Raw genomic sequence first — 22,779 nt, 5'->3', positions numbered from 1 at the left:
TCGGCGAGACGGTGTCTTCAGTCTGCGTCCGGTGGCCGACAGCCGTCAACGCGGTGTGTCGACGTCGGCCGGCGCCTCTTCGGCGGGGTTGCGGCGGATGCCGATCCACGACACGACGCCGCCGATCGCGAACAGGGCTGCGGTGACCCAGGCGGCGTTGTGGAAGCCGCCGAGATCGAGCGTGCCGCCGATGATGGTCGACAGCATCGCGACGACGAGCAGCCCGGCCACACGCGAGACGGCGTTGTTCACGGCGGAGGCGATGCCCGAGCGCGACTCGTCGATCGCGCCGAGGATCGCGGAGGTGAGCGGCGCGACCGTGAGGGAGAGACCGAGGCCCAGCACGATCATCGCGGGCAGCACCTGCCACCAGTAGTCGAAGGCCTCGGCGACGAGCAGAAGCATCAGTGCGCCCACTGCCATCACCAGAGGCCCGACCGTCATGAAGATGCGCGGGCCGAAGCGTCCAGCCCACGAACCGGCGCGGGAGCTCAGCAGGATCAGCAGCACGGTCACGGGCAGGCTCGCGAGCCCCGCGGCGGTCGCGCTGAGACCCGCGCCCTGCTGCAGATACACGCCGATCACGAAGCCGTTGAGCGACAGTGCCGCATACACGAACAGCGTCGCGAGGTTGCCCCAGGCGAAGTCGCGCACGCGGAACAGCGACAGCGGCATCAGAGGTGCGGGCGAGCGCTGCTGGCGCACGAGGAACAGGGCGAAGAGAGCGGCGCCGACGATGCCCGGAAGCCAGATCGCAGGGGAGCCCCAGCCCAGATTCGGCTGCTCGATCAGCGCGAACACGACCGCACCGAGGCCGACCGCGCACAGGGCTCCGCTCAGCCAATCGACGCGCACGCCGCTCGGGCGTTCCGTGAGCTTCAACCGGGCGAGGAGCACGAGCGTCACGCCGATCGGCACGACGTTGATGAGAAAGACGAGACGCCACGACAGGTAGTCGACGAAGAGCCCCCCGAGCAGAGGGCCGACCAGCTGCGCGCCGGTGGTGAACGCCGTCCAGACGCCGATCGCTCGGGACTGCAGGTCTCCGCGCATGGTCGCGGTGATCAGGGCGAGCGAGCTCGGCACGAGCAGGGCTCCGGCCGCCCCCTGCGCGGCGCGCGCGATGATGAGGATCAGCGGGTCGGGGGCCGCGGCCACGGCGACCGACGCCACGCCGAACGCGATCAGGCCGACGCGCATCACGAGCACCCGGCCGTAGGCGTCCGACAGCGAACCGGCGAGCAGGATCAGCGCGCTCAGCGTGATCAGATACGCGTCGACCACCCACTGCTGCGTCGTGATACCGCCGCCGAGCTCGCTGCTGATCGCGGGCAGAGCGACGGTCACGACCGTTCCGTCGAGGAACGTCACGAACGACGCGAGCACCGCCACCGAGATGACGAGCCGCTGCACGGGGGCGAAGCGAGAGGATGCCACAGGCTGACCCTACTGCCGCTGCGGGCCCGTGGGGCGATCAGGGCTCCGAGCGGTGCGCCCGACTCTCAATCCAGCGGCGCGGTGCCCGCCCGGTAGAGGTCGCGGAGTCCGCCGACGCCTCGCTCCGCATGAGCCGCGAGCTGGCGCTGCGCTCCGGTTCCGTCGCTGCGGATGCGCGCCACGGCATCCGCCACGAAGTCCGCGTCACCGTGCTGCTGCAGCGTCGACCCGAGCAGCTCGAGCATCGCCGTGAGCACCTCCTGCACCGGGGCGATCTCGCTCGTGCGGGGGTCGACGACCCGAGCATCCGGGCCCTGTCGTGCGGCGGTCCACAGCGACGAGTCGATCGCGTCGTGTGACACGGCCGGGTAGTCTCCGAGCTCTTCGCTGAGCACCAGGGCGCGGATCAGAGAGACGGCGAGCAGCGTGTCGTCGGTGGTCAGCTGCACGTCGCACACGCGCACCTCGACCGTCGGGAAGTTCTCGGCCAGACGGATCGTCCAGGCCAGGGAGCTGGCCTCGGAGATCGCGCCCATGTCGATGAGCTCGTCGATGCTCGACCGGTAGTCGGCGAGGTCGACGAAGCGCGGAGGGCTCCACGACGACGGCAGGCGACGGATCAGGATGCTGCGCCAGCTGGCGAACCCCGAGGGCCGGCCCTTCGTGAACGGTGCGTTGCCGCTCAGGGCGAGCAGTACCGGCAGCCAGGGCCGCACGCGGTTCACCGCGCGAACCCGTTCCTCGTCGTCGAGGACCTCGACGTGCACGTGCAGCCCGTTGACCTCGTGCTCGCGGGTGATCTCGGCCAGGTGGTCGGCGACCGCGTCGTAGTGGGGCGAGCGCGACACGACGAAGCGGTGCGGCGCGATGAACGGGGTGCCGGTCGGGGCGATGATCGCCCCGTGCTCGGCGGCCTGCGAGCCGAGCATCTCGCGCATCGCGCGCAGCTGGACGGCGGCATCCGCTCGGGTGTCGAGCGGCGCGGTCGCCGTCTCGATCTGGCAGGTCAGGTACTCGGGCGTCACCACGCCGGCGGGGCGGGTGCCCACCAGGCGGGCTCGCGACTCCGGCGTCATGGCCAGCGGAACGAGCGTCTTCTCATCGAGGAGGACGAACTCCTCCTCGATCCCGAATCGCGCCACCGGAGGCCCTAGTGATCCCGCAGGGCGGAGATGAGGTCCGCCTTGCGCAGACGGCTGTACCCGGTCAGGCCGATCTCCTTCGCGCGGGCGCGCAGCTCGTCGACGGTCCAGTCCTCGTAGTCGCCGTGCTCGCCGCCTCGACGACCGACGGCGCTGCGGCCGTCGCGTGCTGCGGCGTTCGAGATGCGGGCGGCCTTCTCCTTCGATGCGCCGTCATCACGGAGCTCCTCGTAGAGCTCCGGATTCTTGAGCGAGCTGTTCCTGCGTCCAGGCATGTCGTACTCCTCACACGGGCGGAAGCCTCGCGTCAAGCCCCTCCGGGAAGCGGCATCGTCAGGTCTAGGTTGAGAGCCCTAGGCGGGCGCTCCGCGCCCCAGTAGAAGGGAAGACCGATGAACATCCTTCTGATCATCATCATCGTGATCGCGATCATCCTCGCAATCACCGGCGGACTCGTGCAGTCCCTGCAGTTCCTGCTGTGGGTCGGACTCGTGCTCCTCGCGATCGCCGTGATCGCCTGGTTGATCCGATCGATCTCCAGCAACCGCACGCGCTGAACCCGAAGGAGTGGGGCCCGCCTTCCGGCGGGCCCTTCTCCCTGTCCGCGGGCTTTACTCCGTGAAGCCGTCCCGCAGGTTCTCGCCGGCCTTGTGCGCCGCATCCTTGACGTTCTCGCCGGCCTGCTTGGCCGATGCCTTCGTCTGGTCCGCGCGGCCCTCGGCCTCGAGTCGCTCGTTGTCGGTCACCTTGCCGAGGCCTTCCTTGGCCTTGCCTGCCAGCTTCTCGGCATTGTTCTTGATGTCGTCTCCGGCACTCATGTCCGTGTCCTTTCCTCGACTGATCAACGGACTGCCACGATCACATGCGGCGCGAATACCGGCCACGGGATTGACAACCGCGGGCATGCGTGACACTGCGAAAGTCGCTGTCGACGCCGACGCTCGCGGCGGCTAGCGTGGGCCACAGGCGGGTGGTCCTGCCCGCGCTCAGCCCGGCTGCGGCCGACGACGAAAGCGGTGTGCGATGGACTCGATGATGATGGGCGCCATGTCGAAGAACATGCAGTCGACCGACATGGCGATGATGGACATGGCCGTCATACAGGCGTGCATGGATGCATGCTCGGCCTGCGAGCAGGCGTGCACGGTCTGCTCGACTCAGATGATGGACTGCGGCCCCGCGTGCATGAACTGCGCGGACATGGCAGGCACCATGATGCGGTCGATGCTGCGGATGCAGGGCATGACGCCGGCGACCATGATGGCGATGCTCGACGCGTGCATCGCGATGTGCCAGATGTGCATGGACGAGTGCATGGAGCACGCTGCGCACAGCGAGGTCTGCCGGATGTGCGCTCAGGCCTGCAAGGACTGCATGGATGCCTGCATGGCCGTCAAGGACATGATGATGGCGGCCGCCTGACCCGGAGCGATCAGACGAGCGCGACGTTGAACTGCGTGCGGCCGATGGCCAGCACGCCATAGCGCACGTGCAGCGCGACCGGGGTGCCCGCGGGAGCCTCGAGTGCTGCGCCGCCGCCGTTCCACAGGGTGTGCGCGGCGCCGTCGAGCGTGCGTACGACCAGGTATCCGGTCGTGGTGTCGACGTGCTCGACGATCGCGTCGTCCCACTCGGCCGGCGTCGCCGACGCGATGCGTGCCTGGATCAGGTGCAGGGCATGACCTGCCTCGAACGAGGAGCACGCGAACCCGTGACGGCACATGCACGCAGAACGCTCACGCACCGGGAGGGGCGAAAGGCGGTTCAGCGGCGTGGACACGGTGTCTCCTTCGTGAGCGGACGTGAGTTGGCGTGAGCGGACGTTCCGGCAAGAGTAGGTCGGCCTCGCCGAAGACGGAACCTGCGCCGACACGCGGTGAAACAAACGGGCGTAGACTCGCCGGATGCTGTTGTCGATGAGCGCTCTCCGGATGCCGGAGCGGGCGCAGAACGGAGCCGCAGGCGCCTTCCGCGCCGCGGACAGAGGCTGACGATCGGCCGGAGGCGGAACATCCCGTCCCCGGTGATCCGTCGTATCTCCGCATCCTCTCGGATGCTCATCCTCTCCGTATGCCGTCTCGGGCGGCCGTCACGAAAGCATCTCTCCCATGCGTCCCATCGACGAGCGCACCCTGCGCGCCTCCTTCATCAACGCCTCCCGTAAAGAGGTCTCCGACCTCACGCTGCCGCCCGGCTTCGCCGAGCTCGACGTCTCGACGCTCGATTACCTCGGCTGGGTCGACCCGAAGCTGCCTCGCCGCTCGTACGTCGTCGCCTGGGTCGATGACGTCGTGACCGGCGTCATCCTGCAGCGGGCCGAGCAGCGCGTCACCGCCCGGGCCCAGTGCTCGTGGTGCGAAGACGTGACGCTGCGCAACGACGTGCAGCTGTACGTCGCGCGCAAGGCGGGCCCCGCCGGTCGCAAGGGCGACAGCGTCGGCACGCTCGTCTGCGCCGAGTTCGGATGCTCGCAGAACGTGCGCATCCTCCCGCCGCTCGCCTACGAGGGCTACGACCGCGAGCTCGCGCGCGAGCTGCGCATCGTGAAGCTGCAGGAGCATGTCGCGGCGTTCATCGCAGCGGTGCGGGACTGAGCAGCACAGGGCGTGGGATCAGCCCTGGCCGGGCTTGCCGAGCGTCGTGCCCGGGGGAAGCGAGGGGCAGGTCGCGTCCGCCGTCAGCGCGGCCACCTCTGCGCGGATCACGACGTCATCGCCTGCCTTCGACACCGTGTAGACGACCCCTTGCTGCGAATCGTCGGCGGGGGAGTAGCCGACCGTGGCCTCGTCGATGTCCGGGTTCTCGGGCATCGGCGGGCCGCCGGTCGTGCCGATGAGGTCGGCGGTCGGGTTCGCCTTCAGCCAGTTGACCGCCGACGCGACGGTCGTGTCGGGGACGCTCCAGAAGCCTTCGAGCTGGACGACCGGCTGGCACGGCCATCCTTGATACGAGTGGAACCCGCCGGGGTTCGTCTCGACGGTGACGGCTCCGGGCGGGAGCGTCGTGGCGTCGAGCCACGCGCGTGCCTGATCTTCGGCGGCCGAGTCCACGCTCTCCGTGGCGGCGGAAGTCGGCGTGTGCGAGGGAGGAGAGCCCCCGGCATCTGCGGAGTCGCCCGCCGAAGCGGAACATCCCGTGAGGATCGCGATCGCGATCACGCCGACGACCAGGAGGGGGCTTCGCTGCATTCATCCACCCTATCCGCGCGCGCACGACGATCGAGGAGTCGACGACGCGGTGTCGGCGGGCGTCCGTACCATGGGGCGCATGAAGCTCCTCCTCCTTTCCCTCGGTCCCGGCGCGCTGCGGCCCTTCCTCGACGGCGTGGGCAACGGCTCCTCGCTGCGCATCGGGTACATCGGCGACGCCCAGGTCGCCTACGCCGACGCCCCCTGGGTGCTCGCCGAGCGGCGCTCCATCGCGGCGCTCGGCCACGAGATCGCCGACATCATGGCGCGGGACGTCTCGCCCGTCGACTTCGCGTCGACACTGTCGGCGATCGACGCCGTCTATGTCGCGGGTGGCAGCACCTTCGCGCTTCTCGAGGCGCTGCGGGTCACCGGGAACGATGTGGTGCTGGCAGACCGGGTGCGCGCCGGGTTGCCGTACATCGGCCTGAGCGCGGGCTCGATCATCGCAGGGCCCGACATCACTCCGGCGTCGCTGATGGACGACCCGGCAGACGGGCCGGCCCTGATCGACCCGGCGGGTCTCGGCCTGATCGACCGCACCGTGATCCCGCACGCCGACGGGCTGCTCGCTCCCTATCCGCCCTCGTTGATCGCCGAGACGATCGCGACGCACGAAGCGACCCATCGGCTGCTTCCGCTGCGCGACGATCAAGCGCTGCTCGTCGACGGCGATCGGGAGAAGGTGGTCGATTCGGCGTCGTGAACGCGCCTGATCAGACGATCTCGAGCCGCGCCACCGTCTCCTCGTCGTCGCAGGCGCCGCCGACCCACAGTCGGATGCTGCCCGTCTCGACGCGTTTCACTCCGTCGAGACCCGTGAATGCGAGTCGTTCGATCGGCACGTCGAACTCGACGACCGTCTCGCGGCCCGGCGGCAGGGCCACCCGACGGAAGTCGAGCAGTTGGGCGACCGGCCGCGTCACGCTCGCGACCTCGTCGATCGCGTAGAGCTGCACGACATCCGTCGCCTCGACCGCGCCGGTGTTGCGCACCCGCACGGTCGCGCGGAACGTCTCGGCCGCGGCGACCGTCGGGGGCACGGCGAGATCGTGATGCATGAACGTCGTGTAGCTGAGGCCGAATCCGAACGGGCGCACGGGTGTCGAGTCGGCGCTCGTCACATCCGTCCGTCCGCCGAGCACGGGGTGCAGGTACGAGTACGGCTGGGCACCCGCCGACCGCGGCAGCGAGACGGGGAGACGGCCCGACGGGGCGACTCGTCCGCTCAGCAGCCGGGCGAGCGCGGGCGCGCCCTCCTCGCCGGGGAAGAACGTCTGCAGCACAGCGGCCGGGCGACCGGCAGGTGAAGCGCTTGCCGATGCGTCGGCATCCACGGCTCCGAGCCCGGTCATCGCACCGGTGGCCCCGGCACGGGGAGGCAGCGCCCAGTCGAGCACATACGGGCGACCGGTCATCGAGATCAGGACCACAGGGGTGCCCGTCGCGACGATCGCCTCGACGAGGTCGCGCTGCACACCCGGCAGCTCGAGGTCCTCGACGTCGTTGCCCTCACCCACGGTGCCGCGTCCGAACAGGCCGGCGCGATCTCCGACGACGACGATCGCGACATCGGCGCCCGTCGCGGCCTCGACGGCGTCGGGGATGCCGGAGCGGTCGGCGCCCTCGACGGCGCATCCGGCCGTGGTCGTGATCTCGGCCTCCGGGAATTCCGTACGCAGAGCCGCGGCGACGGTCGGCAGCTCGATTCCCGCGGGTGTCTCGGGGTGATGGGCGAGCACATGGTTGACGAACGAGTAGCAGCCCATCAGCGCCTCGGTACTGTCGGCGTTCGGGCCGATCACCGCGATGCGCGCTGCACCCGCCGGGTCGAGGGGCAGGATCCCGTCGTTGCTCAGCAGCACGACCGACTCCTCGGCGAGCCGCCGGGCGAGTGCTCGATGCTCGACGGGGTCGAGGTCGATCGACGTCGGCGGTGTGTCGAAGTCGGCATCCAGCAGCCCGAGCTCCTCCTTCTGGGCGAGCACCCGCGCGACCGCCCGGTCGAGCACCTCGGGGGCGAGACGACCGTCGCGCACCTGGTCGGCGAGAGTCGCGAAGGCGTCGGGAGAGGGCAGCTCGACGTCGATCCCCGCGGTGATCGCGAGCCGCGCGGCGTCGGCGGAGTCGGCGGCGATCCGCTGCATGCTCTGCAGGAAGTCGACCGAGAAGTAGTCCGAGACGACGACGCCCTCGAAGCCCCAGCGCTCGCGCAGGATGCCGGTGAGATAGCGCGGATCGGCTGCGAGCGGTACACCGTCGATGTCGGTGTACGAGTTCATCACGCTGCGCGCTCCGCCCTCGCGCACCGCCATCTCGAACGGCGGCAGGAGCACGTCTTCGATCTCGCGCTGCCCGATGCTCACGGGCGCATGGTTGCGCCCGGCCTTCGACGCCGAGTATCCGACGAAGTGCTTGAGCGTCGCGTGCACTCCCTCGGACTGCAACCCGCGCACGTAGGCGGTGCCGACCCGGCCGACCACCAGCGGATCCTCGGCGATGCACTCGTCGACCCGGCCCCAGCGGGGATCGCGGATGACATCGAGCACGGGGGCGAGTCCCTGATGGATGCCGAGGGCGCGCATGGACGACCCGACCGCGCGACCGACCTCCTCGACCAGCTCGGGGTCGAAGGCGGCGCCCCAGGCGAGGGGCGTCGGGAAGGTCGCGGCCTTCCACGCCGCGAGCCCGGTCAGGCATTCCTCGTGCACGATCGCCGGGATGCCGAGTCGGGTCTCCTGCTGCAGGCGGCGCTGCTCGGCCCACAGCCAGGCCGCGCGCTCGACCGGATCGACCGGACGGGTGCCGAACACGCGCGTGAGGTGGCCGATCCCGTGCGCGGACGCCTCCTCATAGCGCGATGAGCTCTTCTTCTCGCCCGACATCGGGGCGACGACCTCGGATCCCTGATCGACCCAGAAGCCGACGAGCTGCGCCTGCTTCTCGTCGAGGGTCATCGCGTCGAGGAGTGCGCTCACGCGCGGGGAGAGGGGGGTGGAGCCGGGGGATTGCGGCATCATGGTCTCTTTCTCGATGGCGTCGTCGGCGTCGACGGTGTCGGCGGCCGGGGACTCCGGTGCGGTCGACTCAGCCCTTGACCGCACCGGTGAGCCCTCCGACGATGCGCCGCTCGAACAGGCTGAAGAAGATCAGCGCCGGGATCATCGACAGCGAGGTGAAGGCCAGCACCTTCGCGGTGTCGACTGAGTACTGCGACGCGAACGACTGCACCCCGAGCGGCAGCGTGAACGCCGCCTGGTCGTTGAGGATGAACAGGGGCAGCAGGTAGCCGTTCCAGCTGCCGATGAAGGCCAGGATGCCGGTGGTGATGACCCCCGGCAGCGAGAGCGGCAGCACCATCCGCCAGAAGAAACCGAGGCGGCTGCATCCGTCGATGAACGAGGCCTCCTGGATCTCGTCCGGGATCGCCCGCAGGAACGGCACGAGGATGATGATCGTGGTCGGCAGGGCGAACGCGATCTGCGGCAGGATGACGCCGCCGAGCGAGTTCATGAGCCCGAGGCTGCGCACGACGATGTACAGCGGGGTAATCGCGACGGTGAGCGGGAACATGAGGCCCGCGGCGAAGAACGCGTAGAGCACGCCGCGGCCGGCGAACCGGTAGCGGGCCAGCACGTACGCGGCCATGAGTCCCAGGGCGACGGTACCGACGGTGGTCGCGAGGGCGACGATCGTCGAATTTCCGACGAGGCGCCAGAACACGTCGCCGGTGAGCACGTCGAGGTAGTTCGACGCCACCCAGGGTGCCGGGAAGCCTGCCGGATCGGTGGTGATCTGCGCGTTCGTGCGGAATCCACCGGTGATGATGTACGCGATCGGAGCGAGCATCAGCCCGACGGCGATCAGCGCGACGAAGTACACCGCCGGATTCGCCCAGGGCAGCGGCGGCTTGGCGGCGCGGCCCGCGCGACCGGAGCGTCCGGGCCGCTGGGTGACGAGTACCGAGGTGGCGGTCATCGGACCAGCTCCTTCTCGAGTTCGGGTGCGACGGGTTCGGCATTCCGCGACCGTCGTGTCTTCGTGCAGCCCGAGGTGCCGGTGAGGGCTCCGTCGGTGTCCTTGCGCAGCACCGCGCGCTGATAGATCAGGGCGACGACGAGCGAGATCAGGAACAGCACCACGGCGACCGCGTTGCCGTAGCCGTAGTTGCCGGCGTTGCGCCCCTCCGACACCATGTACGTCGCCATGGTCGAGGTGCCGGCGGTCGAGGCGATGTACTGCCCCCAGATGATGTAGACGAGATCGAACAGCTGCAGCGAGCCGATGATCGACAGGAACGCCCAGATGCGCAGCGTCGGGGCGAGCAGCGGCAGGGTGATGGCCCACTGGATCTGCCAGTACGAGGCCCCGTCGATCGCCGCCGCCTCGTGCAGCTCCTCGGGGATGCCCTGCAGGCCGGCGAGGAACAGGATGACGGCGAAGCCGATGTACTTCCACGTGATGATCGCCATCAGGGTCCAGATCGCGATCCCCGGATCCGACAGCCAGTCGGTGGCGAGGAATCCCAGCCCCATGTTCGTCAGCATCGCGTTGAGGGCGCCGTTGGTCTGGAGCATGAGGCTCCATCCGGTTCCCACCACGACCTCCGAGATCACATAGGGCACGAAGATCAGCACGCGGATGAGCGACTGGCCCCGCATCCTGCGGTTCAGGAGCAGCGCCAGGAGGATCGCGATCGGCCCCTGCAGCACGAGCGAGAAGACCAGGATGAAGCCGTTGTGCGCGAGCGCATCGTGGAACAGCGGATCCTGGAGGATCGTCAGGTAGTTCTTCAGCCCGACGAAGTCGGTGGGCGGACCGTAGCCCTGCCAGCTGAAGAAGCCGTAGTACGCCGCCATCAGCACCGGGAAGATGACGAAGGCGAGGAAGACGAGAAGGGCGGGTCCGGCCAGAAGCATCACTTCCAGCCGGACACCCTTCTCACGCTTTCGCTGCGGCATCCTGCACGGCCTTGACGAGGTCCTCCGCAAAGCTGTTGCCCGCGAGCAGGTCGACGACTGCGACGTTCAGCGCATTGCCGACGTTCTGTCCGTAGACGGTGTCGAGCCACTGCGTCGCGTACGGTGCGTCGTTGTACGCGGCGAGGATCTTCTGCAGGTATGGCTCGGTGACGGCCTCCTGCGCGACGGTGTTGACCGGCGGGGCGTTGAAGGCCTTGTAGTACTCGGTCTGCACGGCCGAGGTGCCGAGGTAGTTGAGGAAGTCGACGCAGGCGTCGGGCGCATCGACCGCGCACGAGTAGCCGTCGACGCCGCCCATCATCGACCCGGGTTCGCCGTCGCCGCCGTCGACCTCGGGGAACGGGAACCAGCTGAGGTCGGCGAGCGGCTGCTGATCGGGGGTGAGCGAGCCGATGACGCCGGGGTTCCACGCGCCCATCAGCTCCATGGCGGCCTTGTGATTCGCGATGAGTCCCGCCGAGCTGCCGGCGCCCTGCTGTGCGGTGGTCGTCAGGAAGCCGGAGTTGAACGGCTCGGTCGCGGCGAACGCCTGCAGATCCTCACCGGCGCGCACCCAGCAGTCGTCGCTGAAGTCCATCTCGTCGGCGGCCGCGGCGAGGGTGTCGGAGCTGCACTCGCGCAGGGCCAGCCAGTAGTACCAGTGCGCGGCCGGCCAGGCATCCTTGGCGCCGAGGGCGATCGGCTCGATGCCCGCGGACTTCAGCGCGGCGTTCGCCGTCTCGAGCTCGTCGAGCGTGGTCGGGTTCTCGGTGATGCCCGCCTCGTCGAACAGATCCTGGCTGTAGAACAGCCCGCCGGGGAGCACGGCCACCGGCATGGCGTAGATCTTGCCGTCGAGGCTGTTGGCCGAGTACGCGGCATCCGGGATCTCATCCTTCGCGCCGCCGGCGATCGAGTCGGTGAGGTCCTTGAGCTGACCGGCCTTGACCATCGCCGCCATCTTGCCGCCGCCGCGCTGCAGGAAGATGTCGGGGGCATCGCCCGAGTTGAGCGCCGTCTGCATCTTGCCGTCGAGGTCCTCGTTCTGCACCGACTGGATCTCGATCGTGACGCCGTCGTTCTCGGCTTCGAAGTCGGCGACCGTCTTCTCCCAGAACTCCACTCCGGGGCCGGTCGTGGAGTTGTGCCAGAGCGTCATGGTGGTGCCGTCACCGTCTCCGCTGCCAGAGGTGTCGCCGGTGCAGCCCGAGAGCGCGAGCGCTCCGACGGCCAGCACCGAGACCGCGGCGGCGAGGGGGAGCCTTCTGCTGTTCATGTGATCGTTCTCCTCATCGAGATGTGCGCGCCGCGTCGATGCGGGCGCCTGCGGAGGCTCGGGCGAGACCGCAGTGGGATGCAGTCTTCAGTCGGCGGTGATGATCGTCAAACGTTTTCGAAAACAGTTTCCGCGAGCGGACTCGCGGAGCTACGCTGGCGTCTCATGGGAGCGCGCACCACGATCCACGACGTCGCGAAAGCGGCGGGCGTCTCGGTGTCGACGGTGTCGAAGGCGGTCAACGGGCGCTACGGGATCGCGGATGCCACGGTGCAGCGCGTGCTCGATGCCGTGCAGGACCTCGGCTACGAGTCGAGCCTCGTCGCGAGCAGCATGCGCGCCCGGCGTACCGGGGTGGTCGGGGTGCTCCTGGCGGACTTCGAGCCGTTCAGCGCCGAGATCCTCAAGGGCGTCGGCGCGGCCATGCATGACACGGGCTTCGACCTGCTCGCCTACGCGGGCTCGCACCACGGCGCCAGCGACGGCTGGGAGCGGAGGTCGCTCAGCAGGCTCTCCGGCACACTGATCGATGCCGCGATCATGGTGACACCGACCGTCGTGAGCGCCGGCACGGAGATCCCCGTCGTGGCCGTCGACCCGCACACGGGCCGCGCAGACCTGCCGACGGTGGAATCCGACAGCTTCGGGGGAGCGCTCGCCGCCACCCGGCACCTGATCGAGCTCGGGCACCGTCGCATCGGCTTCCTCGCCGGGCGCCCCGATCTGCGGTCGGCCGGTCTGCGCGACGCCGGCTATCGACGTGCGCTCTCAGATGCGGGCATCCCTCTCGACCCCGCCCTGATCGGCGTCGGTCGCTACGAGCTCGAGGCGACGCGCGAGTCGGCGCGGGTCATGCTCACCGGTGACTCCCGACCCACGGCGGTCTTCGCCGCGAACGACCTGTCGGCGATCGCGGTGATCGACGTCGCCCACCAGCTCGGGCTGCGGGTTCCGGCCGACCTCTCGGTGGTGGGCTTCGACGACGTGCCCGAGGCGACCAGACGGGCTCTGCCGCTCACGACCATCCAGCAGCCGATGCGCCGGCTGGGCGCGGTGGCGGCCGAGATGGTGTTCACGCTGCTGTCGGGCGGCGAGATCGACGAGATGAACGTGATCCTGCCCACCCGACTCGTGGTGCGGGCTACGACCGCGCCGCCTCCGCAGCGACTGCCCCGGTGAGCTCACGGACGTGCTGCCACGCGGCATCCGCCAGAGTCGACGACAGGTGCGCGAACTCGGCGTAGCTGCGTCCGCCCGGCCAGTCGGCAGGGAGCATCGACGGCGGAAGGCCCGGGTCGATGTACGGCAGCACGCGCCAGCTGTCGATCAGTCGCACATAGGCGGCGAACGCCTCGTCGGGCAGAGCCGCCAGCGATTGCTGGAAGGCGAGGTGCTCGTCGCGCAGCGCGTCGAGGTCCCACCACTCGGCCGCGGCCTGCGGCAGCGTGCGCGGCGTCGTCGGGGCCCCTGCTTGGAACAGCGTCACCCAGGCGCGGGCGTCGAGCTCCGCGACGATCTCGACGACCTCGTCCTGCAGATGACCGGGGCAGATCCACAGTGCGGGCGACACGACTCCCGCACCGATCCACTGCAACCGGCGGCGCAGCTGGTGGCGGATGCTGCGCGCGCTCTCGGGGATCGAGAACGAGATGAGGCACCAGCTGTCGGCATCCGTCATCTCGCGCATCTCGAAGATGCGCCGATCTCCGCGCTCGAGCATCGTGAAGGCATCCGGATTGACCCGGTAACCGACCGCATGCGCCCGCTCGGCGAGCAGCAGACCTTTTTGCTTGAGACGGGTGATGCCGGTGCGCGCCTGCGCCGTCGGGATTCCGAGGTCACCCGCGAGCGAGACGAGATCGGCGGCCGAGATCCATCCGCCGAGGGGGCGCAGGTAGAGTCCGACGATCGTGCGGAGAAGGGAGGCCGTGCTGCCCGGGCGGGCATCGATGTCGTCGAGCACGGGGCTCTCCACGACCTCTCCGGAGGGCTCAGCGGTCATGCGACTCCAGAGCATCGCGCACCGCGAGCACGCCCGTGAGCGTCTCGGCGTGCGAGGTGCTGAGCGGCGAGAGTCCCAGGCGGATGCCGTCGGGGAAGCGGAAGTCCGGGATGATCCCGTCGGCCCACAGGCGCTGCGTCACGGCGCGGAAATCGGGGTGTCCGATCGTGACGTGGCCTCCGCGCAGGTCGGCGTCGCGCGGGCTGAGCAGGCGCACGTCGAGCGGCGCGAGCAGCTCGTCGTAGGCGCGCACGGCGAAGTCGGTGAGGGACTTCGCCTTCTCGCGGACGCCGTCGATGCTCGCCTGCTCGATCAGATCGAGCATCCCCTGCATCGCGACCATCGAGGTCACCGGGGGAGTGCCGCTGAGGAGCTGGCGGATATCGCTGGCCGGCACGTACTCGGGTCCCATCGCGAAGATGTCGGCGGCGCTCCACCAGCCCTGGATCGGCTGGCGCAGCACACCCTGGTGCTCGTGCCGCAGGTAGGCGAAAGCGGGGGATCCGGGACCCCCGTTGAGATATTTGTAGGTGCATCCGACCGCCATGTCGACGCCCCAGGCGTCGAGCTGCATCGGGATGACGCCCGCCGAGTGACAGAGATCCCACATCATCAGCGCACCGACCTCGTGCACCGCATCTGTGATGGCGGGCATGTCGGCGAGGGCGCCGGAACGGTAGTCGACGTGGCTCAGCGAGACGAGCGCCGTCTTGTCGGACATCACGGCGACCACGTCGGCGATCTGCACGCCGAGCACCGGGTCGGGCTCGATCCAGCGCACGGTCATGCCGGTCTCGGCGGCGACGCCCGTGGCCATGAAGCGGTCGGTCGGGAAGTTGCCCGCCTCGATCACGAGCTCGGTGCGGGTCGGATCGGCGGTCGCGGCGGCGCGCATCAGCTTGTAGATCAGCACGCTCGTCGAATCGGCGACCACGGTCTGCCCCGCAGCGGCGCCGAGGGTGAGGGCGCCGATGCGGTCGCCGAGCTCCATCGGAAGGGTCATCCACTGTTCGTCCCACGAGCGGATCAGGCGCGTGCCCCAGTCGTCGCGGACGAAGGCGGCGAGCTTCTCGGGGGTGTCGCGCAGCGGACGGCCGAGTGAGTTGCCGTCGAGGTAGGCGCCGACGCCCGGTGCGTCGGCGAACGCGTCGAGGTGCGCGCGCAGCGGGTCGGCGGCGTCGAGGGCGCGGGCTGTGTCGAGCAGGGCGGCGTCGATGCGGGTGTCGGTGCGGGTTTCGGTGCGGGTTTCGGTGCGGGCGGAGTCGGTGGTGTCGGTCATGTCATGCCTTCAGATCAGCGCTGGTCAGCGGGCGGGCGAGAGTCGGGTCGGCGTCGGTGTCGGTGCCGGCGCCGGGGACGGGGTCGTGGCCGGGTATGAAAAGCAGCAGGGATGCGGGATCGCGAGGATCCTGCGGTGCGAGGGCACGGAGCAGGTCGGTGCCGGTGAGGCCCGCGGCTCGGAGAGCGTCGAGTTCGGCGGTGTTGAGGTCGACCGGCGTCGGTCCGTTGCCCATGTCGGTGCCGTAGAGAACCGTGCCGCCGGCCGCATGGAAGCGGCGGACGTTGTCGATCGCCGTCGACAGCGCGCCGCCGTCGTGGATCGCGAGCGTCGAGATCCACGAGACGGATGCCGCCTGGGTGGCGATCGAGGCATCGTCGAGCCGCTCGGTGAACGGGGTGTGTGCGAGCAAGGCGGCGCCGAGACGAGCAGCGCGCTGTGCCTGTCCCGGTCCTTCCGCGTGCGCGACGACGGGAAGCCGGTATGCGCCCGCGGCCTCTGTGATCGCGCGGAGGAGGTCGTCGTCGAACACCGGGCCCGCCGTGCTGTTGTTCGCGACCTTAATGCAGGATGCTCCGGCATCCGCCATCTCGGCGATCGCACGCTCGGCGGCTGCGACGTCCGCGATCTCGCGGAACGAGCCTGCGGGTGCCCAGTCCCGGTCGCTCGGGTATCCGCCGACCGGGGTGAGGAACGCCCCCGCGAAGTCGACGGCGACCGCGTGCGGGGTCGAGAACGCACCGGACTGGGCCGATTCGGGTGCGTTTTCGACCGCGCCACGATCGGCGGGCACATCTTCGACCCCTGATGGTGCGGCCACGCTCATCCTGACCGTGCTCATGGTCGCGGCGAGATCGGCTATCACCGTGGGACTCGCGCCGAGGTCGACCACGCGGCCGATCGTCGAGGTGTGCAGCAGAGCGTGATCGACGAGCTGCAGGTGCACGTGGTGGTCGGTGAAGCCGCCGACGACGACGCCGTCGAGACGGGGCAGATCGGGGGAGGGGACGTCATCGCGCAGCGTGATCCGTCCCTCGATCAGCTCGACGACGCCGTCGTGCCATCCGTCTCCGTCGAAGAACGTCGCCGCGTGCATCAGCCGCCGATCTCGGTGCGCACGGTGTACAGCTCGGGGAAGAACGTGAGGTCGAGGGCACGCTGCAGGAATCCGACTCCGCTCGAGCCACCGGTGCCGACCTTCATGCCGATGGTGCGGGCCACGGTCTTCAGGTGGCGGAAGCGCCAGAACTGGAAGTTGTCCTCGAGGTCGACGAGATCCTCGCATGCCTCGTAAAGATCCCAGTGCTCCTGGTGGTTCTGGTAGATCTCGCGGATCGCGGGCACGAGCTCGGGCGTCTCGCGGTAGGGGAGGCGCACGTCGCGGTCGAGGATCTCCGTGGGGATCGGGAGTCCGCGCCGCGAGGCGTAGCGCAGGAACTCGTCATAGAGGGTGGGCTTGTGCCATTCGGCGGTGAGCAGCGCGAGGTTCGCGGGGTGGTCGCTGAAGACGCTGAGCATCTTCTCGTTCTTGTTGCCGAGGGCGAACTCCACGGCGCGGTACTGCACCGACTGGAAGCCCGAGGAGCTGCCGAGCGCGCCGCGGAACTGCGCGTACTCGGTCGGGGTGAGTGTCGCCAGGATCGCCCACTGCTGGGTCATGACGTCCTGGATGCGCTTGACGCGCGCGACCCGCTTCAGGGCTTCTCGCAGGTCGTCGCTCGCGAGCAGTTCGCGGGCGGATGACAGTTCATGCAGCAGCTGCTTGAGCCAGAGCTCCGTGGTCTGGTGCTGGATGATGAACAGCAGCTCGTCGTGGTGCTCAGGGACGCTGACCGGGTTCTGCGCGGTGAGCAGCTGGTCGAGCGACAGATACGACCCGTAGGTCATGCGTCCGGCCAGATCGGTGACGATGCCGGCTTCGAGCTCGCGCTCGTTCTTCTCGGTGCTCATGGTTCGCTTCCTGCTGTGGGGGACAGGAAGAACATATAACAATCGTGCCGGGCGTCACAATAGTGAAATGTTGTGCGACCGCTGGGCCTCGGTGTCACCACGGCCTCGCCGTCGGGTCGCGATGATGCTGTCGATGACGATCCGGATCGCGACGTTGATCCCGATCGGGATCAGGAGCACGAGGATGATGCCCACGCTGATGACGCCCGCCCAGAACGGAACCACGAACAGCAGGAAGGGAATCGCCCCGGTGTCCATGCGTCAGAGCCGACCGGCGCGAGACGTGTCGCGTTGATGCCTGCGCACGTAGGCGCGCTCTCTTCGAGATCGACTGCTGACGCTCACGCGGTCCTTCATGCTGACGAGCACAGCGTTGACCCCCGCCGAGGCGCCGTGCAGCAGCGCGACCGCAGCGACGAAGATGCCCAGGCCGAAGGGCAGGAGCAAGACGAGCAGAAACGCCCCGGTGTCCATGTGCTCAGGGTAGACCCGGGACTCGCTGTGTCACAGCCTCGGTGTGCGCGGGGGAGCGGTGCGTCGCTCGCCGGGCGCACCGATCGCCTCGAAGTCGGCCGCGAGACGCAGCAGTGTCGAGTCGTCGTAGGCGCGCCCGGCGAACGTGAGGCCGATCGGCATGCCGATGTCGGCCATGAGCCCCATCGGCACGGTGACTGTCGGGATGCCGAGGTGCCGCACGGTCAGGTTGCCGTGGGCGATCCAGGTGCCGTTGCGCCAGCCGAGGTCGGCGGATGCCTCGTTCACGTCCATATCGGCGGGCCCCACATCGGCGACGGCCGGGAAGACGACGGCATCGAGCTCATGCTCGTCCATCCACTCCTCGAGGTCGACGCGGCGGGTCTCTTCGAGTCCGCGCAGCCCTTCGGGCAGTTCGAGCATGTCCTCGAAGCCGACCCCCGGGTTCTCGCGCACCCAGCCCGGGTACTCGGCGATGTCGTCGTCGAAGCCCGTGTAGCGGTCGGGGAGCGCTCCGTCGGGATGCGGGAAGATCGCCGCCCCGTCGACCTCGGCGAGCGTGTGCAGAGCCGGGTCGCCGTTCGCCTGCAGGAAGTCCTCCCAGCCCCACGCCGACAGGTCGACGATCTCGCGGTGCAGGTACTCCGGTGATACCAGCCCGCGCGTCGCGATCGTGGGCGCACCGGGGCGATCGCCCTCGTAGTTCGACACGACCGGGAAGTCGACCTCGACCACCGTCGCACCGGCGGCCTCGAGGTCGCGGCGGGCGGCCTTCCACCGCTCGATCACCGAGGCGCGCGTGTCGATGCGCTGCCCGGTCGGGCCGCCGATGCCCGGCGCGGCGGATGTGCCGGCGTCCGGGTCCGCGTTGATGTACATGCGCGGGATGCCGATGCGGGCCCCGTGCAGCGCGGAGCCTGGCTTGTCGACGAGTTGCCGATACGACTCCGGGCGCACCTCGGATGCCGACGGCAGCGTGATCCACGGCTGCGCGCGCCAGAAGTCACCGCGCACCTCGGCGTCGTCGGCGACGATCACGTCGAGCACTTCGAGCAGGTCGGCCATCGTGCGAGCGTGCGGCACGACGACGTCCATGGTCGGCACGAGCGGCCAGTTGCCGCGGGTCGAGATCACGCCCCGAGACGGGGTGTAGGCACACAGGGCGTTGTTCGTGGCGGGGCCGCGGCCGCTCGACCACGTCTCCTCGCCCAGGCCGAAGGCGGCGAAGCTCGCGGCGGTCGCCGTGCCCGAGCCGTTCGACGACCCCGATGCGAAGGGGGCCGTGAGGAACTCCGCGTTGTACGGGCTCTCGGCACGACCGTAGACGCCGCGCTGCATGCCGCCGTTCGCCATCGGGGGCATGTTCGTCAGGCCCAGGCAGATCGCCCCGCCGGCACGCAGGCGCTCGATCGTGAACGCGTCGCGCTGCGCGATGAGGTCGGCGAACGCGGGGCTGCCGGCGGCGGCGGTGAGTCCGCGCACCAGGTAGCTGTCCTTCGCGGTGTACGGGATGCCGTCGAGCGGCCCGAGCGTGTCGCCCCGCGCGCGACGCGCATCCGATGCCTCGGCCTCCGCGCGGGCGTCCGGATTCGACACGACGACCGCGTTCAGGGCCGTCACGGTCTCGGCGCCGTCGTAGGCGGCGATGCGGGCGAGGTAGGCGTCGACGAGACCGACGGCGGTGGCGGCGCTACTCTCGAGCGCTCGCCGGAGGTCGGCGATGGAGGCCTCGACGACGTCGATCATGAGTGCACCGTCACGCTCGGCTGCTGCTGGGTGATGCAGTGGATACCGCCGCCGCGATCGAAGAGCGGACGCGCATCGACCGTGACGACCCGGCGTCCGGGGTAGACGTCGGCGAGGATCTCGCGGGCCCGCGCGTCAGCCTGCTCGTCGCCGAAGCCGCACGCGACCACGCCGTCGTTCGTCACGAGGTGGTTGACGTAGCTCCAGTCGACGAAGCCCTCGTCGTCGCGCAGCGTGGCGGGTGCGGGCAGGTCGATGATCTCGAAACGGCGACCGGCGGCATCCGTCTGCTGCTCGAGGTGCGCACGCAGCTCGCGTGTCACGGCGTGGTCGGGGTGCTCGGGATCCTGCTGATCATGCAGCAGCAGCCTGCCCGGGGAGACGATCGTCGCGACGATGTCGACGTGCCCGTTCGTGCCGAAGTCGTCGTAGTCGCGCGTGAGTCCGCGGGGCAGCCAGACGGCCGTGCGTGCGCCGATCGTGCGGGCCATCTCGGCCTCGACGCGCTGCCGGTCGGCGAAGGGATTGCGCCGCGGGTCGAGCTGCACCGTCTCGGTGAGCAGCACGGTACCGTCGCCGTCGACATGGATGCCGCCGCCCTCGTTGACGAGCGTCGAGCTGACGAGTTCCGCGCCGACCGCACCGGCGATGATGCGCGCGTGCTGCGCCGCCTTCTGCCACTGCGCCCAGGCGGGTGCACCCCAGCCGTTGAAGATCCAGTCGACCGCGCCGAGCACACCGGGTCGCTCGTCGTCGATCACGAAGGTGGGGCCGGAATCGCGCATCCAGAACTCGTCGACGGGCGCCTCGACGATGTCGATGCCGCTGCCCAGCATCCGCCGCGCGCGGGAGATCTCTGCCGGGTCGACGAGCATCGTGACGGGCTCGAACTCGGCGACCGCATGGGCGACCGCCGTCCATGTCGCGTAGCCCTCGTCGCGCTCGGCGGCGGTCTCGCCGAGCGTCGGCCCCTCGGCCGGGAAGGCCATCCAGGTGCGGTCGTGCGGTGCGGTCTCGGCGGGCATGTGCCAGGCCATGATCATCTCCCTCGCTGCTGATCGCGACCTCGCGGATGACGAGTCGCGATCACTGTTGAACACGTGTCCAACGAGTGCTACGGTAGCCCGTGATGAAGAACACGTCAAGAGCCGCGACACCTCGTCGCCTGCCCCCCGAAGAGCGCGAGCGCTCGATCCTTCGCGGTGCCGTGACGCTGGCGACCGAGAGCGGTCTCGAAGCCCTCACTGTGCGTGCCGTCGCCGCCCGCGTCGGTGTGACGCCCGCACTCGTGGCTCACTACCGGCCGGTGATGGAGACGTTCGTCGCCGAGGTGTTCACGGCGATCGTCGCCGCCGAGCGCGATGAGGTCATCGACTCGTACGACGACACGGTCGACCTGCGCACGAACCTGTTGCGTCTCATCGAGACGCTGCTCGACGACTCGCGCGACGACGTCGCGATGGTCTGGGTGCAGTCATGGGCGCTCGGCGCGCGCAACGAGGCGCTCGGCGCCAGGGTGCGTGCCGAGATGGACCTGTGGCACAGCGCGCTCGAAGACCTCATCGCGCGGGCGATCGCCGAAGACCCGGCGCTGCGGGTGGACGCCGGATCCTCGGCCTGGATGCTGCTCGCGATGGTCGACGGCATGAGCGCCCACTCGCTCGTGCACTGGGCACCGCGCGACCGCGCAGACCTCGCTCGCCGCACGCTCTCCGCTGTGCTCGACGTGTCGGTCGAGGCTCCGGCACAGGCCACCCCCGCATCGCCCCACGCCGCGACACAGCTCGCAGACACCCACAGGTAAGGACAGCTCATGGGAGCAGAACGCATGCACGCGGCCTCGGCCGAATCGACGGCGATCGTCGACGCCGTGCTCGACTACTCGCGACGCCGGATGCTCGCCGCCGACGTGCCGCTCGACAAGCCGCAGTCGCCTGCCGAGCTCAACCGGCTGGTCGGCACGACGATCACGGATGCGGGGCTCGGCTCGCAGCGGGCCCTGAGCGTCTTCGAGCACATCCTCGCGCCCGCCTGTCTGACGACGAGCCATCCGTCGTACCTGTCGTTCATTCCGACGGCGCCGACGATCGCCTCGATCGCTTTCGATCTCGTGGTGTCGGCATCCGGTCTCTACGGCGGAAGCTGGCTCGAAGGGGCCGGAGCCGTGCACGCCGAGAACGAGGTCCTGTCCTTCCTGGCCTCGGAGTTCGGCCTCCCCGACACCGCCGGCGGGGTGTTCGTGCAGGGCGGCACCATCGGCAACCTGTCGGCTCTGGTCGCGGCTCGCGAGTCCGCGAAGGCGCGGCTGCTCGACGCCGGCAAGGAGCCGCCCCGTCGCTGGAAGATCGTCTGCAGCGTCGAGGCGCACTCCTCGAACAAGTCGGCGGCGAAGGTCATGGATGCCGACGTGCTGCTCGTTCCCGCGGGCGACGACGGTGTGCTGCGGGCGGATGCCGTGCGCGAGGCGCTGCGCGAGCACGGAGACGAGATCTGCGCGGTCGTGGCCACCGGCGGATCCACGAACTTCGGAATCGTCGACGACATCGCGGGCATCGCCGCGCTCAAGGACGAGTTCGACTTCTGGCTGCACATCGACGGGGCCTACGGGCTCACCGCGATGCTCGCCCCCGAGGCTCGGAGCATCTTCGCGGGCGTCGAGCGCGCGGACTCGGTCATCGTCGATCCCCACAAGTGGCTGTTCGCGCCGTTCGACTGCTGCGCTCTGATCTACCGCGACCCCGACGCAGGCCGCCGCGCGCACACGCAGCACGCCGAATACCTCGACACCCTCACCGACGCGGGCGACTTCAGCCCGTCGGACTACTCGATCCAGCTGACCCGGCGCCCGCGTGGCCTGCCGCTGTGGTTCTCCCTCGCGACCTACGGGGTGACCGCCTACCGCGAGGCCGTGAGCGCGACGCTCGCGCTCACCCGGCAGATCGCCGCAGAGATCGCGTCTCGACCGGAGCTCACGCTCGTGCGTGATCCGCAGCTCTCGGTCGTGGTGTTCGAGCGCGAGGGGTGGGAGCGCGAGGACTACGACCGCTGGTCCGACGAGCTGCTCGACTCGCAGCGCGCGTTCGTCGTGCCGAGCTCGCACCGCGGACGCCCGAACACCCGGTTCGCGATCCTCAATCCGCTCACGACCTTCGACGATCTGGTCGGCATCCTCGACACCATGAAGTAGGCCGGTCGCGCCGTTCCGTGGTGTCCCGATCTGCGGACGGTGTCCCGTTCTGCGTCCGATCGGCGGGGATTCGACCGCAGAACGGGACCGAGTCCGCAGATCGGGGCAGGGGCCGGGGCCGGGACAGGGGCCGGGGC

25 protein-coding genes are annotated in these 22,779 nt (G+C 69.5%); 7 read left to right on the top strand and 18 right to left on the bottom strand.

All coding sequences use genetic code 11. The features are described 5' to 3' along the window. Window positions 1–45: 45 nt before the first annotated feature. The 3 genes from IXW21_RS14000 to IXW21_RS13990 all read right to left on the bottom strand — a co-directional run bounded on the left by IXW21_RS14000 (window position 46) and on the right by IXW21_RS13990 (window position 2,854). Entirely contained in the window at window positions 46–1,437 is a 1,392-nt protein-coding gene (locus IXW21_RS14000; RefSeq protein WP_194764876.1) for an MFS transporter, read from the bottom strand. A gap of 65 nt (window positions 1,438–1,502) precedes the next feature. Beyond that, window positions 1,503–2,579, bottom strand: coding sequence for a carboxylate-amine ligase (locus IXW21_RS13995; protein WP_194764875.1), 1,077 nt, complete (start codon window positions 2,577–2,579; stop codon window positions 1,503–1,505). Between the two features lie 8 nt (window positions 2,580–2,587). After that, entirely contained in the window at window positions 2,588–2,854 is a 267-nt protein-coding gene (locus IXW21_RS13990; protein ID WP_194764874.1) for a Rho termination factor N-terminal domain-containing protein, read from the bottom strand. A gap of 117 nt (window positions 2,855–2,971) precedes the next feature. Between IXW21_RS13990 and IXW21_RS13985 the strand changes: the two genes are divergently transcribed. Further along, window positions 2,972–3,136 (top strand): hypothetical protein, encoded by a 165-nt coding sequence (locus IXW21_RS13985; protein WP_194764873.1) that lies wholly within the window; start codon window positions 2,972–2,974, stop codon window positions 3,134–3,136. Window positions 3,137–3,190: 54 nt separating this feature from the next. Here the strand turns inward: IXW21_RS13985 and IXW21_RS13980 are convergent, their stop codons facing one another. Continuing rightward, window positions 3,191–3,397 (bottom strand): CsbD family protein, encoded by a 207-nt coding sequence (locus tag IXW21_RS13980; protein WP_194764872.1) that lies wholly within the window; start codon window positions 3,395–3,397, stop codon window positions 3,191–3,193. Between the two features lie 229 nt (window positions 3,398–3,626). Between IXW21_RS13980 and IXW21_RS13975 the strand changes: the two genes are divergently transcribed. Beyond that, complete coding sequence (locus IXW21_RS13975; protein WP_228528570.1) at window positions 3,627–4,001, top strand: hypothetical protein; 375 nt, start codon at window positions 3,627–3,629, stop codon at window positions 3,999–4,001. Window positions 4,002–4,011: 10 nt separating this feature from the next. On the opposite strand, the gene IXW21_RS13970 is transcribed toward IXW21_RS13975, so the two are convergent. Next, on the bottom strand, window positions 4,012–4,359 hold the full coding sequence (locus IXW21_RS13970) for a hypothetical protein (protein WP_194764870.1): 348 nt from the start codon (window positions 4,357–4,359) through the stop codon (window positions 4,012–4,014). Window positions 4,360–4,687: 328 nt separating this feature from the next. Here IXW21_RS13970 and IXW21_RS13965 point away from each other — a divergent pair, with 328 nt between their 5' ends. Further along, entirely contained in the window at window positions 4,688–5,173 is a 486-nt protein-coding gene (locus IXW21_RS13965) for an FBP domain-containing protein (protein WP_194764869.1), read from the top strand. A gap of 18 nt (window positions 5,174–5,191) precedes the next feature. On the opposite strand, the gene IXW21_RS13960 is transcribed toward IXW21_RS13965, so the two are convergent. After that, window positions 5,192–5,767 carry a hypothetical protein gene (locus IXW21_RS13960; RefSeq protein WP_194764868.1) on the bottom strand — a complete coding sequence of 192 codons (576 nt, stop codon included), beginning with the start codon at window positions 5,765–5,767 and terminating at the stop codon, window positions 5,192–5,194. Window positions 5,768–5,846: 79 nt separating this feature from the next. Between IXW21_RS13960 and IXW21_RS13955 the strand changes: the two genes are divergently transcribed. Next, on the top strand, window positions 5,847–6,473 hold the full coding sequence (locus IXW21_RS13955) for a Type 1 glutamine amidotransferase-like domain-containing protein (RefSeq protein ID WP_194764867.1): 627 nt from the start codon (window positions 5,847–5,849) through the stop codon (window positions 6,471–6,473). Between the two features lie 10 nt (window positions 6,474–6,483). Here IXW21_RS13955 and IXW21_RS13950 read toward each other — a convergent pair whose 3' ends face one another. From IXW21_RS13950 to IXW21_RS13935, 4 genes are all read right to left on the bottom strand, one after another. Then, window positions 6,484–8,787 (bottom strand): beta-glucosidase, encoded by a 2,304-nt coding sequence (locus tag IXW21_RS13950; RefSeq protein WP_416361103.1) that lies wholly within the window; start codon window positions 8,785–8,787, stop codon window positions 6,484–6,486. A gap of 67 nt (window positions 8,788–8,854) precedes the next feature. Then, entirely contained in the window at window positions 8,855–9,745 is an 891-nt protein-coding gene (locus IXW21_RS13945) for a carbohydrate ABC transporter permease (RefSeq protein WP_194764866.1), read from the bottom strand. Beyond that, window positions 9,742–10,728, bottom strand: a complete 987-nt coding sequence (locus IXW21_RS13940) for a carbohydrate ABC transporter permease (RefSeq protein ID WP_416361102.1) — start codon at window positions 10,726–10,728, stop codon at window positions 9,742–9,744. Before IXW21_RS13940 ends, IXW21_RS13945 begins: the two co-directional genes overlap by 4 nt. Then, on the bottom strand, window positions 10,709–12,004 hold the full coding sequence (locus IXW21_RS13935) for an ABC transporter substrate-binding protein (RefSeq protein ID WP_194764865.1): 1,296 nt from the start codon (window positions 12,002–12,004) through the stop codon (window positions 10,709–10,711). Before IXW21_RS13935 ends, IXW21_RS13940 begins: the two co-directional genes overlap by 20 nt. A 165-nt stretch (window positions 12,005–12,169) precedes the next feature. On the opposite strand from IXW21_RS13935, the gene IXW21_RS13930 reads away from it, so the two are divergent. Then, window positions 12,170–13,183: a LacI family DNA-binding transcriptional regulator gene (locus tag IXW21_RS13930; protein ID WP_194764864.1), complete on the top strand. Its 1,014-nt coding sequence runs from the start codon at window positions 12,170–12,172 to the stop codon at window positions 13,181–13,183. On the opposite strand, the gene IXW21_RS13925 is transcribed toward IXW21_RS13930, so the two are convergent. The 8 genes from IXW21_RS13925 to IXW21_RS13890 are packed head-to-tail and all read right to left on the bottom strand — an operon-like array spanning window position 13,146 to window position 20,492. Next, window positions 13,146–14,006, bottom strand: coding sequence for a PaaX family transcriptional regulator C-terminal domain-containing protein (locus IXW21_RS13925; RefSeq protein ID WP_194764863.1), 861 nt, complete (start codon window positions 14,004–14,006; stop codon window positions 13,146–13,148). The two genes, IXW21_RS13930 and IXW21_RS13925, sit on opposite strands and share 38 nt — an antisense overlap. Beyond that, a complete protein-coding gene (locus tag IXW21_RS13920) occupies window positions 13,996–15,285 on the bottom strand; it encodes a kynureninase (RefSeq protein ID WP_194764862.1) in 1,290 nt (429 codons plus the stop codon). Before IXW21_RS13920 ends, IXW21_RS13925 begins: the two co-directional genes overlap by 11 nt. Before the next feature lies 1 nt (window position 15,286). Further along, window positions 15,287–16,381: an amidohydrolase family protein gene (locus IXW21_RS13915; RefSeq protein WP_194764861.1), complete on the bottom strand. Its 1,095-nt coding sequence runs from the start codon at window positions 16,379–16,381 to the stop codon at window positions 15,287–15,289. After that, on the bottom strand, window positions 16,381–17,235 hold the full coding sequence (locus tag IXW21_RS13910; protein ID WP_194764860.1) for a tryptophan 2,3-dioxygenase: 855 nt from the start codon (window positions 17,233–17,235) through the stop codon (window positions 16,381–16,383). The genes IXW21_RS13915 and IXW21_RS13910 overlap by 1 nt, the downstream gene beginning before the upstream one ends. A 54-nt stretch (window positions 17,236–17,289) precedes the next feature. Next, window positions 17,290–17,493: a hypothetical protein gene (locus IXW21_RS13905; protein ID WP_194764859.1), complete on the bottom strand. Its 204-nt coding sequence runs from the start codon at window positions 17,491–17,493 to the stop codon at window positions 17,290–17,292. Window positions 17,494–17,496: 3 nt separating this feature from the next. Beyond that, window positions 17,497–17,709: a hypothetical protein gene (locus tag IXW21_RS13900; RefSeq protein ID WP_194764858.1), complete on the bottom strand. Its 213-nt coding sequence runs from the start codon at window positions 17,707–17,709 to the stop codon at window positions 17,497–17,499. 30 nt (window positions 17,710–17,739) lie between these two features. Continuing rightward, window positions 17,740–19,455, bottom strand: a complete 1,716-nt coding sequence (locus tag IXW21_RS13895; protein ID WP_194764857.1) for an amidase — start codon at window positions 19,453–19,455, stop codon at window positions 17,740–17,742. Further along, on the bottom strand, window positions 19,452–20,492 hold the full coding sequence (locus IXW21_RS13890) for an agmatine deiminase family protein (protein WP_194764856.1): 1,041 nt from the start codon (window positions 20,490–20,492) through the stop codon (window positions 19,452–19,454). The genes IXW21_RS13895 and IXW21_RS13890 overlap by 4 nt, the downstream gene beginning before the upstream one ends. A 92-nt stretch (window positions 20,493–20,584) precedes the next feature. Between IXW21_RS13890 and IXW21_RS13885 the strand changes: the two genes are divergently transcribed. Both IXW21_RS13885 and IXW21_RS13880 read left to right on the top strand, forming a co-directional pair. Continuing rightward, window positions 20,585–21,259: a TetR/AcrR family transcriptional regulator gene (locus IXW21_RS13885; RefSeq protein ID WP_194764855.1), complete on the top strand. Its 675-nt coding sequence runs from the start codon at window positions 20,585–20,587 to the stop codon at window positions 21,257–21,259. Between the two features lie 9 nt (window positions 21,260–21,268). Beyond that, entirely contained in the window at window positions 21,269–22,642 is a 1,374-nt protein-coding gene (locus tag IXW21_RS13880) for a pyridoxal phosphate-dependent decarboxylase family protein (protein WP_194764854.1), read from the top strand. The last annotated feature ends 137 nt before the right edge of the window (window positions 22,643–22,779 follow it).

It is taken from the genome of Microbacterium sp. UFMG61, from assembly GCF_015354505.1.
In the GTDB taxonomy this organism is placed as follows: domain Bacteria; phylum Actinomycetota; class Actinomycetes; order Actinomycetales; family Microbacteriaceae; genus Microbacterium.
This window is presented reverse-complemented; position numbering and strand designations above follow the sequence as displayed.

What these genes read in the sequence shown, in the direction of transcription:
- IXW21_RS13990 (WP_194764874.1), bottom strand. Translation starts at nt 2,854, where the DNA reads ATGCCTGGACGCAGGAACAGCTCGCTCAAGAATCCGGAGCTCTACGAG.
- IXW21_RS13985 (WP_194764873.1), top strand. Translation starts at nt 2,972, where the DNA reads ATGAACATCCTTCTGATCATCATCATCGTGATCGCGATCATCCTCGCA.
- IXW21_RS13980 (WP_194764872.1), bottom strand. Translation starts at nt 3,397, where the DNA reads ATGAGTGCCGGAGACGACATCAAGAACAATGCCGAGAAGCTGGCAGGC.
- IXW21_RS13975 (WP_228528570.1), top strand. Translation starts at nt 3,627, where the DNA reads ATGTCGAAGAACATGCAGTCGACCGACATGGCGATGATGGACATGGCC.
- IXW21_RS13965 (WP_194764869.1), top strand. Translation starts at nt 4,688, where the DNA reads ATGCGTCCCATCGACGAGCGCACCCTGCGCGCCTCCTTCATCAACGCC.
- IXW21_RS13960 (WP_194764868.1), bottom strand. Translation starts at nt 5,767, where the DNA reads ATGCAGCGAAGCCCCCTCCTGGTCGTCGGCGTGATCGCGATCGCGATC.
- IXW21_RS13955 (WP_194764867.1), top strand. Translation starts at nt 5,847, where the DNA reads ATGAAGCTCCTCCTCCTTTCCCTCGGTCCCGGCGCGCTGCGGCCCTTC.
- IXW21_RS13950 (WP_416361103.1), bottom strand. Translation starts at nt 8,787, where the DNA reads ATGATGCCGCAATCCCCCGGCTCCACCCCCCTCTCCCCGCGCGTGAGC.
- IXW21_RS13945 (WP_194764866.1), bottom strand. Translation starts at nt 9,745, where the DNA reads ATGACCGCCACCTCGGTACTCGTCACCCAGCGGCCCGGACGCTCCGGT.
- IXW21_RS13940 (WP_416361102.1), bottom strand. Translation starts at nt 10,728, where the DNA reads ATGCCGCAGCGAAAGCGTGAGAAGGGTGTCCGGCTGGAAGTGATGCTT.
- IXW21_RS13935 (WP_194764865.1), bottom strand. Translation starts at nt 12,004, where the DNA reads ATGAACAGCAGAAGGCTCCCCCTCGCCGCCGCGGTCTCGGTGCTGGCC.
- IXW21_RS13930 (WP_194764864.1), top strand. Translation starts at nt 12,170, where the DNA reads ATGGGAGCGCGCACCACGATCCACGACGTCGCGAAAGCGGCGGGCGTC.
- IXW21_RS13925 (WP_194764863.1), bottom strand. Translation starts at nt 14,006, where the DNA reads ATGACCGCTGAGCCCTCCGGAGAGGTCGTGGAGAGCCCCGTGCTCGAC.
- IXW21_RS13920 (WP_194764862.1), bottom strand. Translation starts at nt 15,285, where the DNA reads ATGACCGACACCACCGACTCCGCCCGCACCGAAACCCGCACCGAAACC.
- IXW21_RS13915 (WP_194764861.1), bottom strand. Translation starts at nt 16,381, where the DNA reads ATGCACGCGGCGACGTTCTTCGACGGAGACGGATGGCACGACGGCGTC.
- IXW21_RS13910 (WP_194764860.1), bottom strand. Translation starts at nt 17,235, where the DNA reads ATGAGCACCGAGAAGAACGAGCGCGAGCTCGAAGCCGGCATCGTCACC.
- IXW21_RS13905 (WP_194764859.1), bottom strand. Translation starts at nt 17,493, where the DNA reads ATGGACACCGGGGCGATTCCCTTCCTGCTGTTCGTGGTTCCGTTCTGG.
- IXW21_RS13900 (WP_194764858.1), bottom strand. Translation starts at nt 17,709, where the DNA reads ATGGACACCGGGGCGTTTCTGCTCGTCTTGCTCCTGCCCTTCGGCCTG.
- IXW21_RS13895 (WP_194764857.1), bottom strand. Translation starts at nt 19,455, where the DNA reads ATGATCGACGTCGTCGAGGCCTCCATCGCCGACCTCCGGCGAGCGCTC.
- IXW21_RS13890 (WP_194764856.1), bottom strand. Translation starts at nt 20,492, where the DNA reads ATGGCCTGGCACATGCCCGCCGAGACCGCACCGCACGACCGCACCTGG.
- IXW21_RS13885 (WP_194764855.1), top strand. Translation starts at nt 20,585, where the DNA reads ATGAAGAACACGTCAAGAGCCGCGACACCTCGTCGCCTGCCCCCCGAA.
- IXW21_RS13880 (WP_194764854.1), top strand. Translation starts at nt 21,269, where the DNA reads ATGGGAGCAGAACGCATGCACGCGGCCTCGGCCGAATCGACGGCGATC.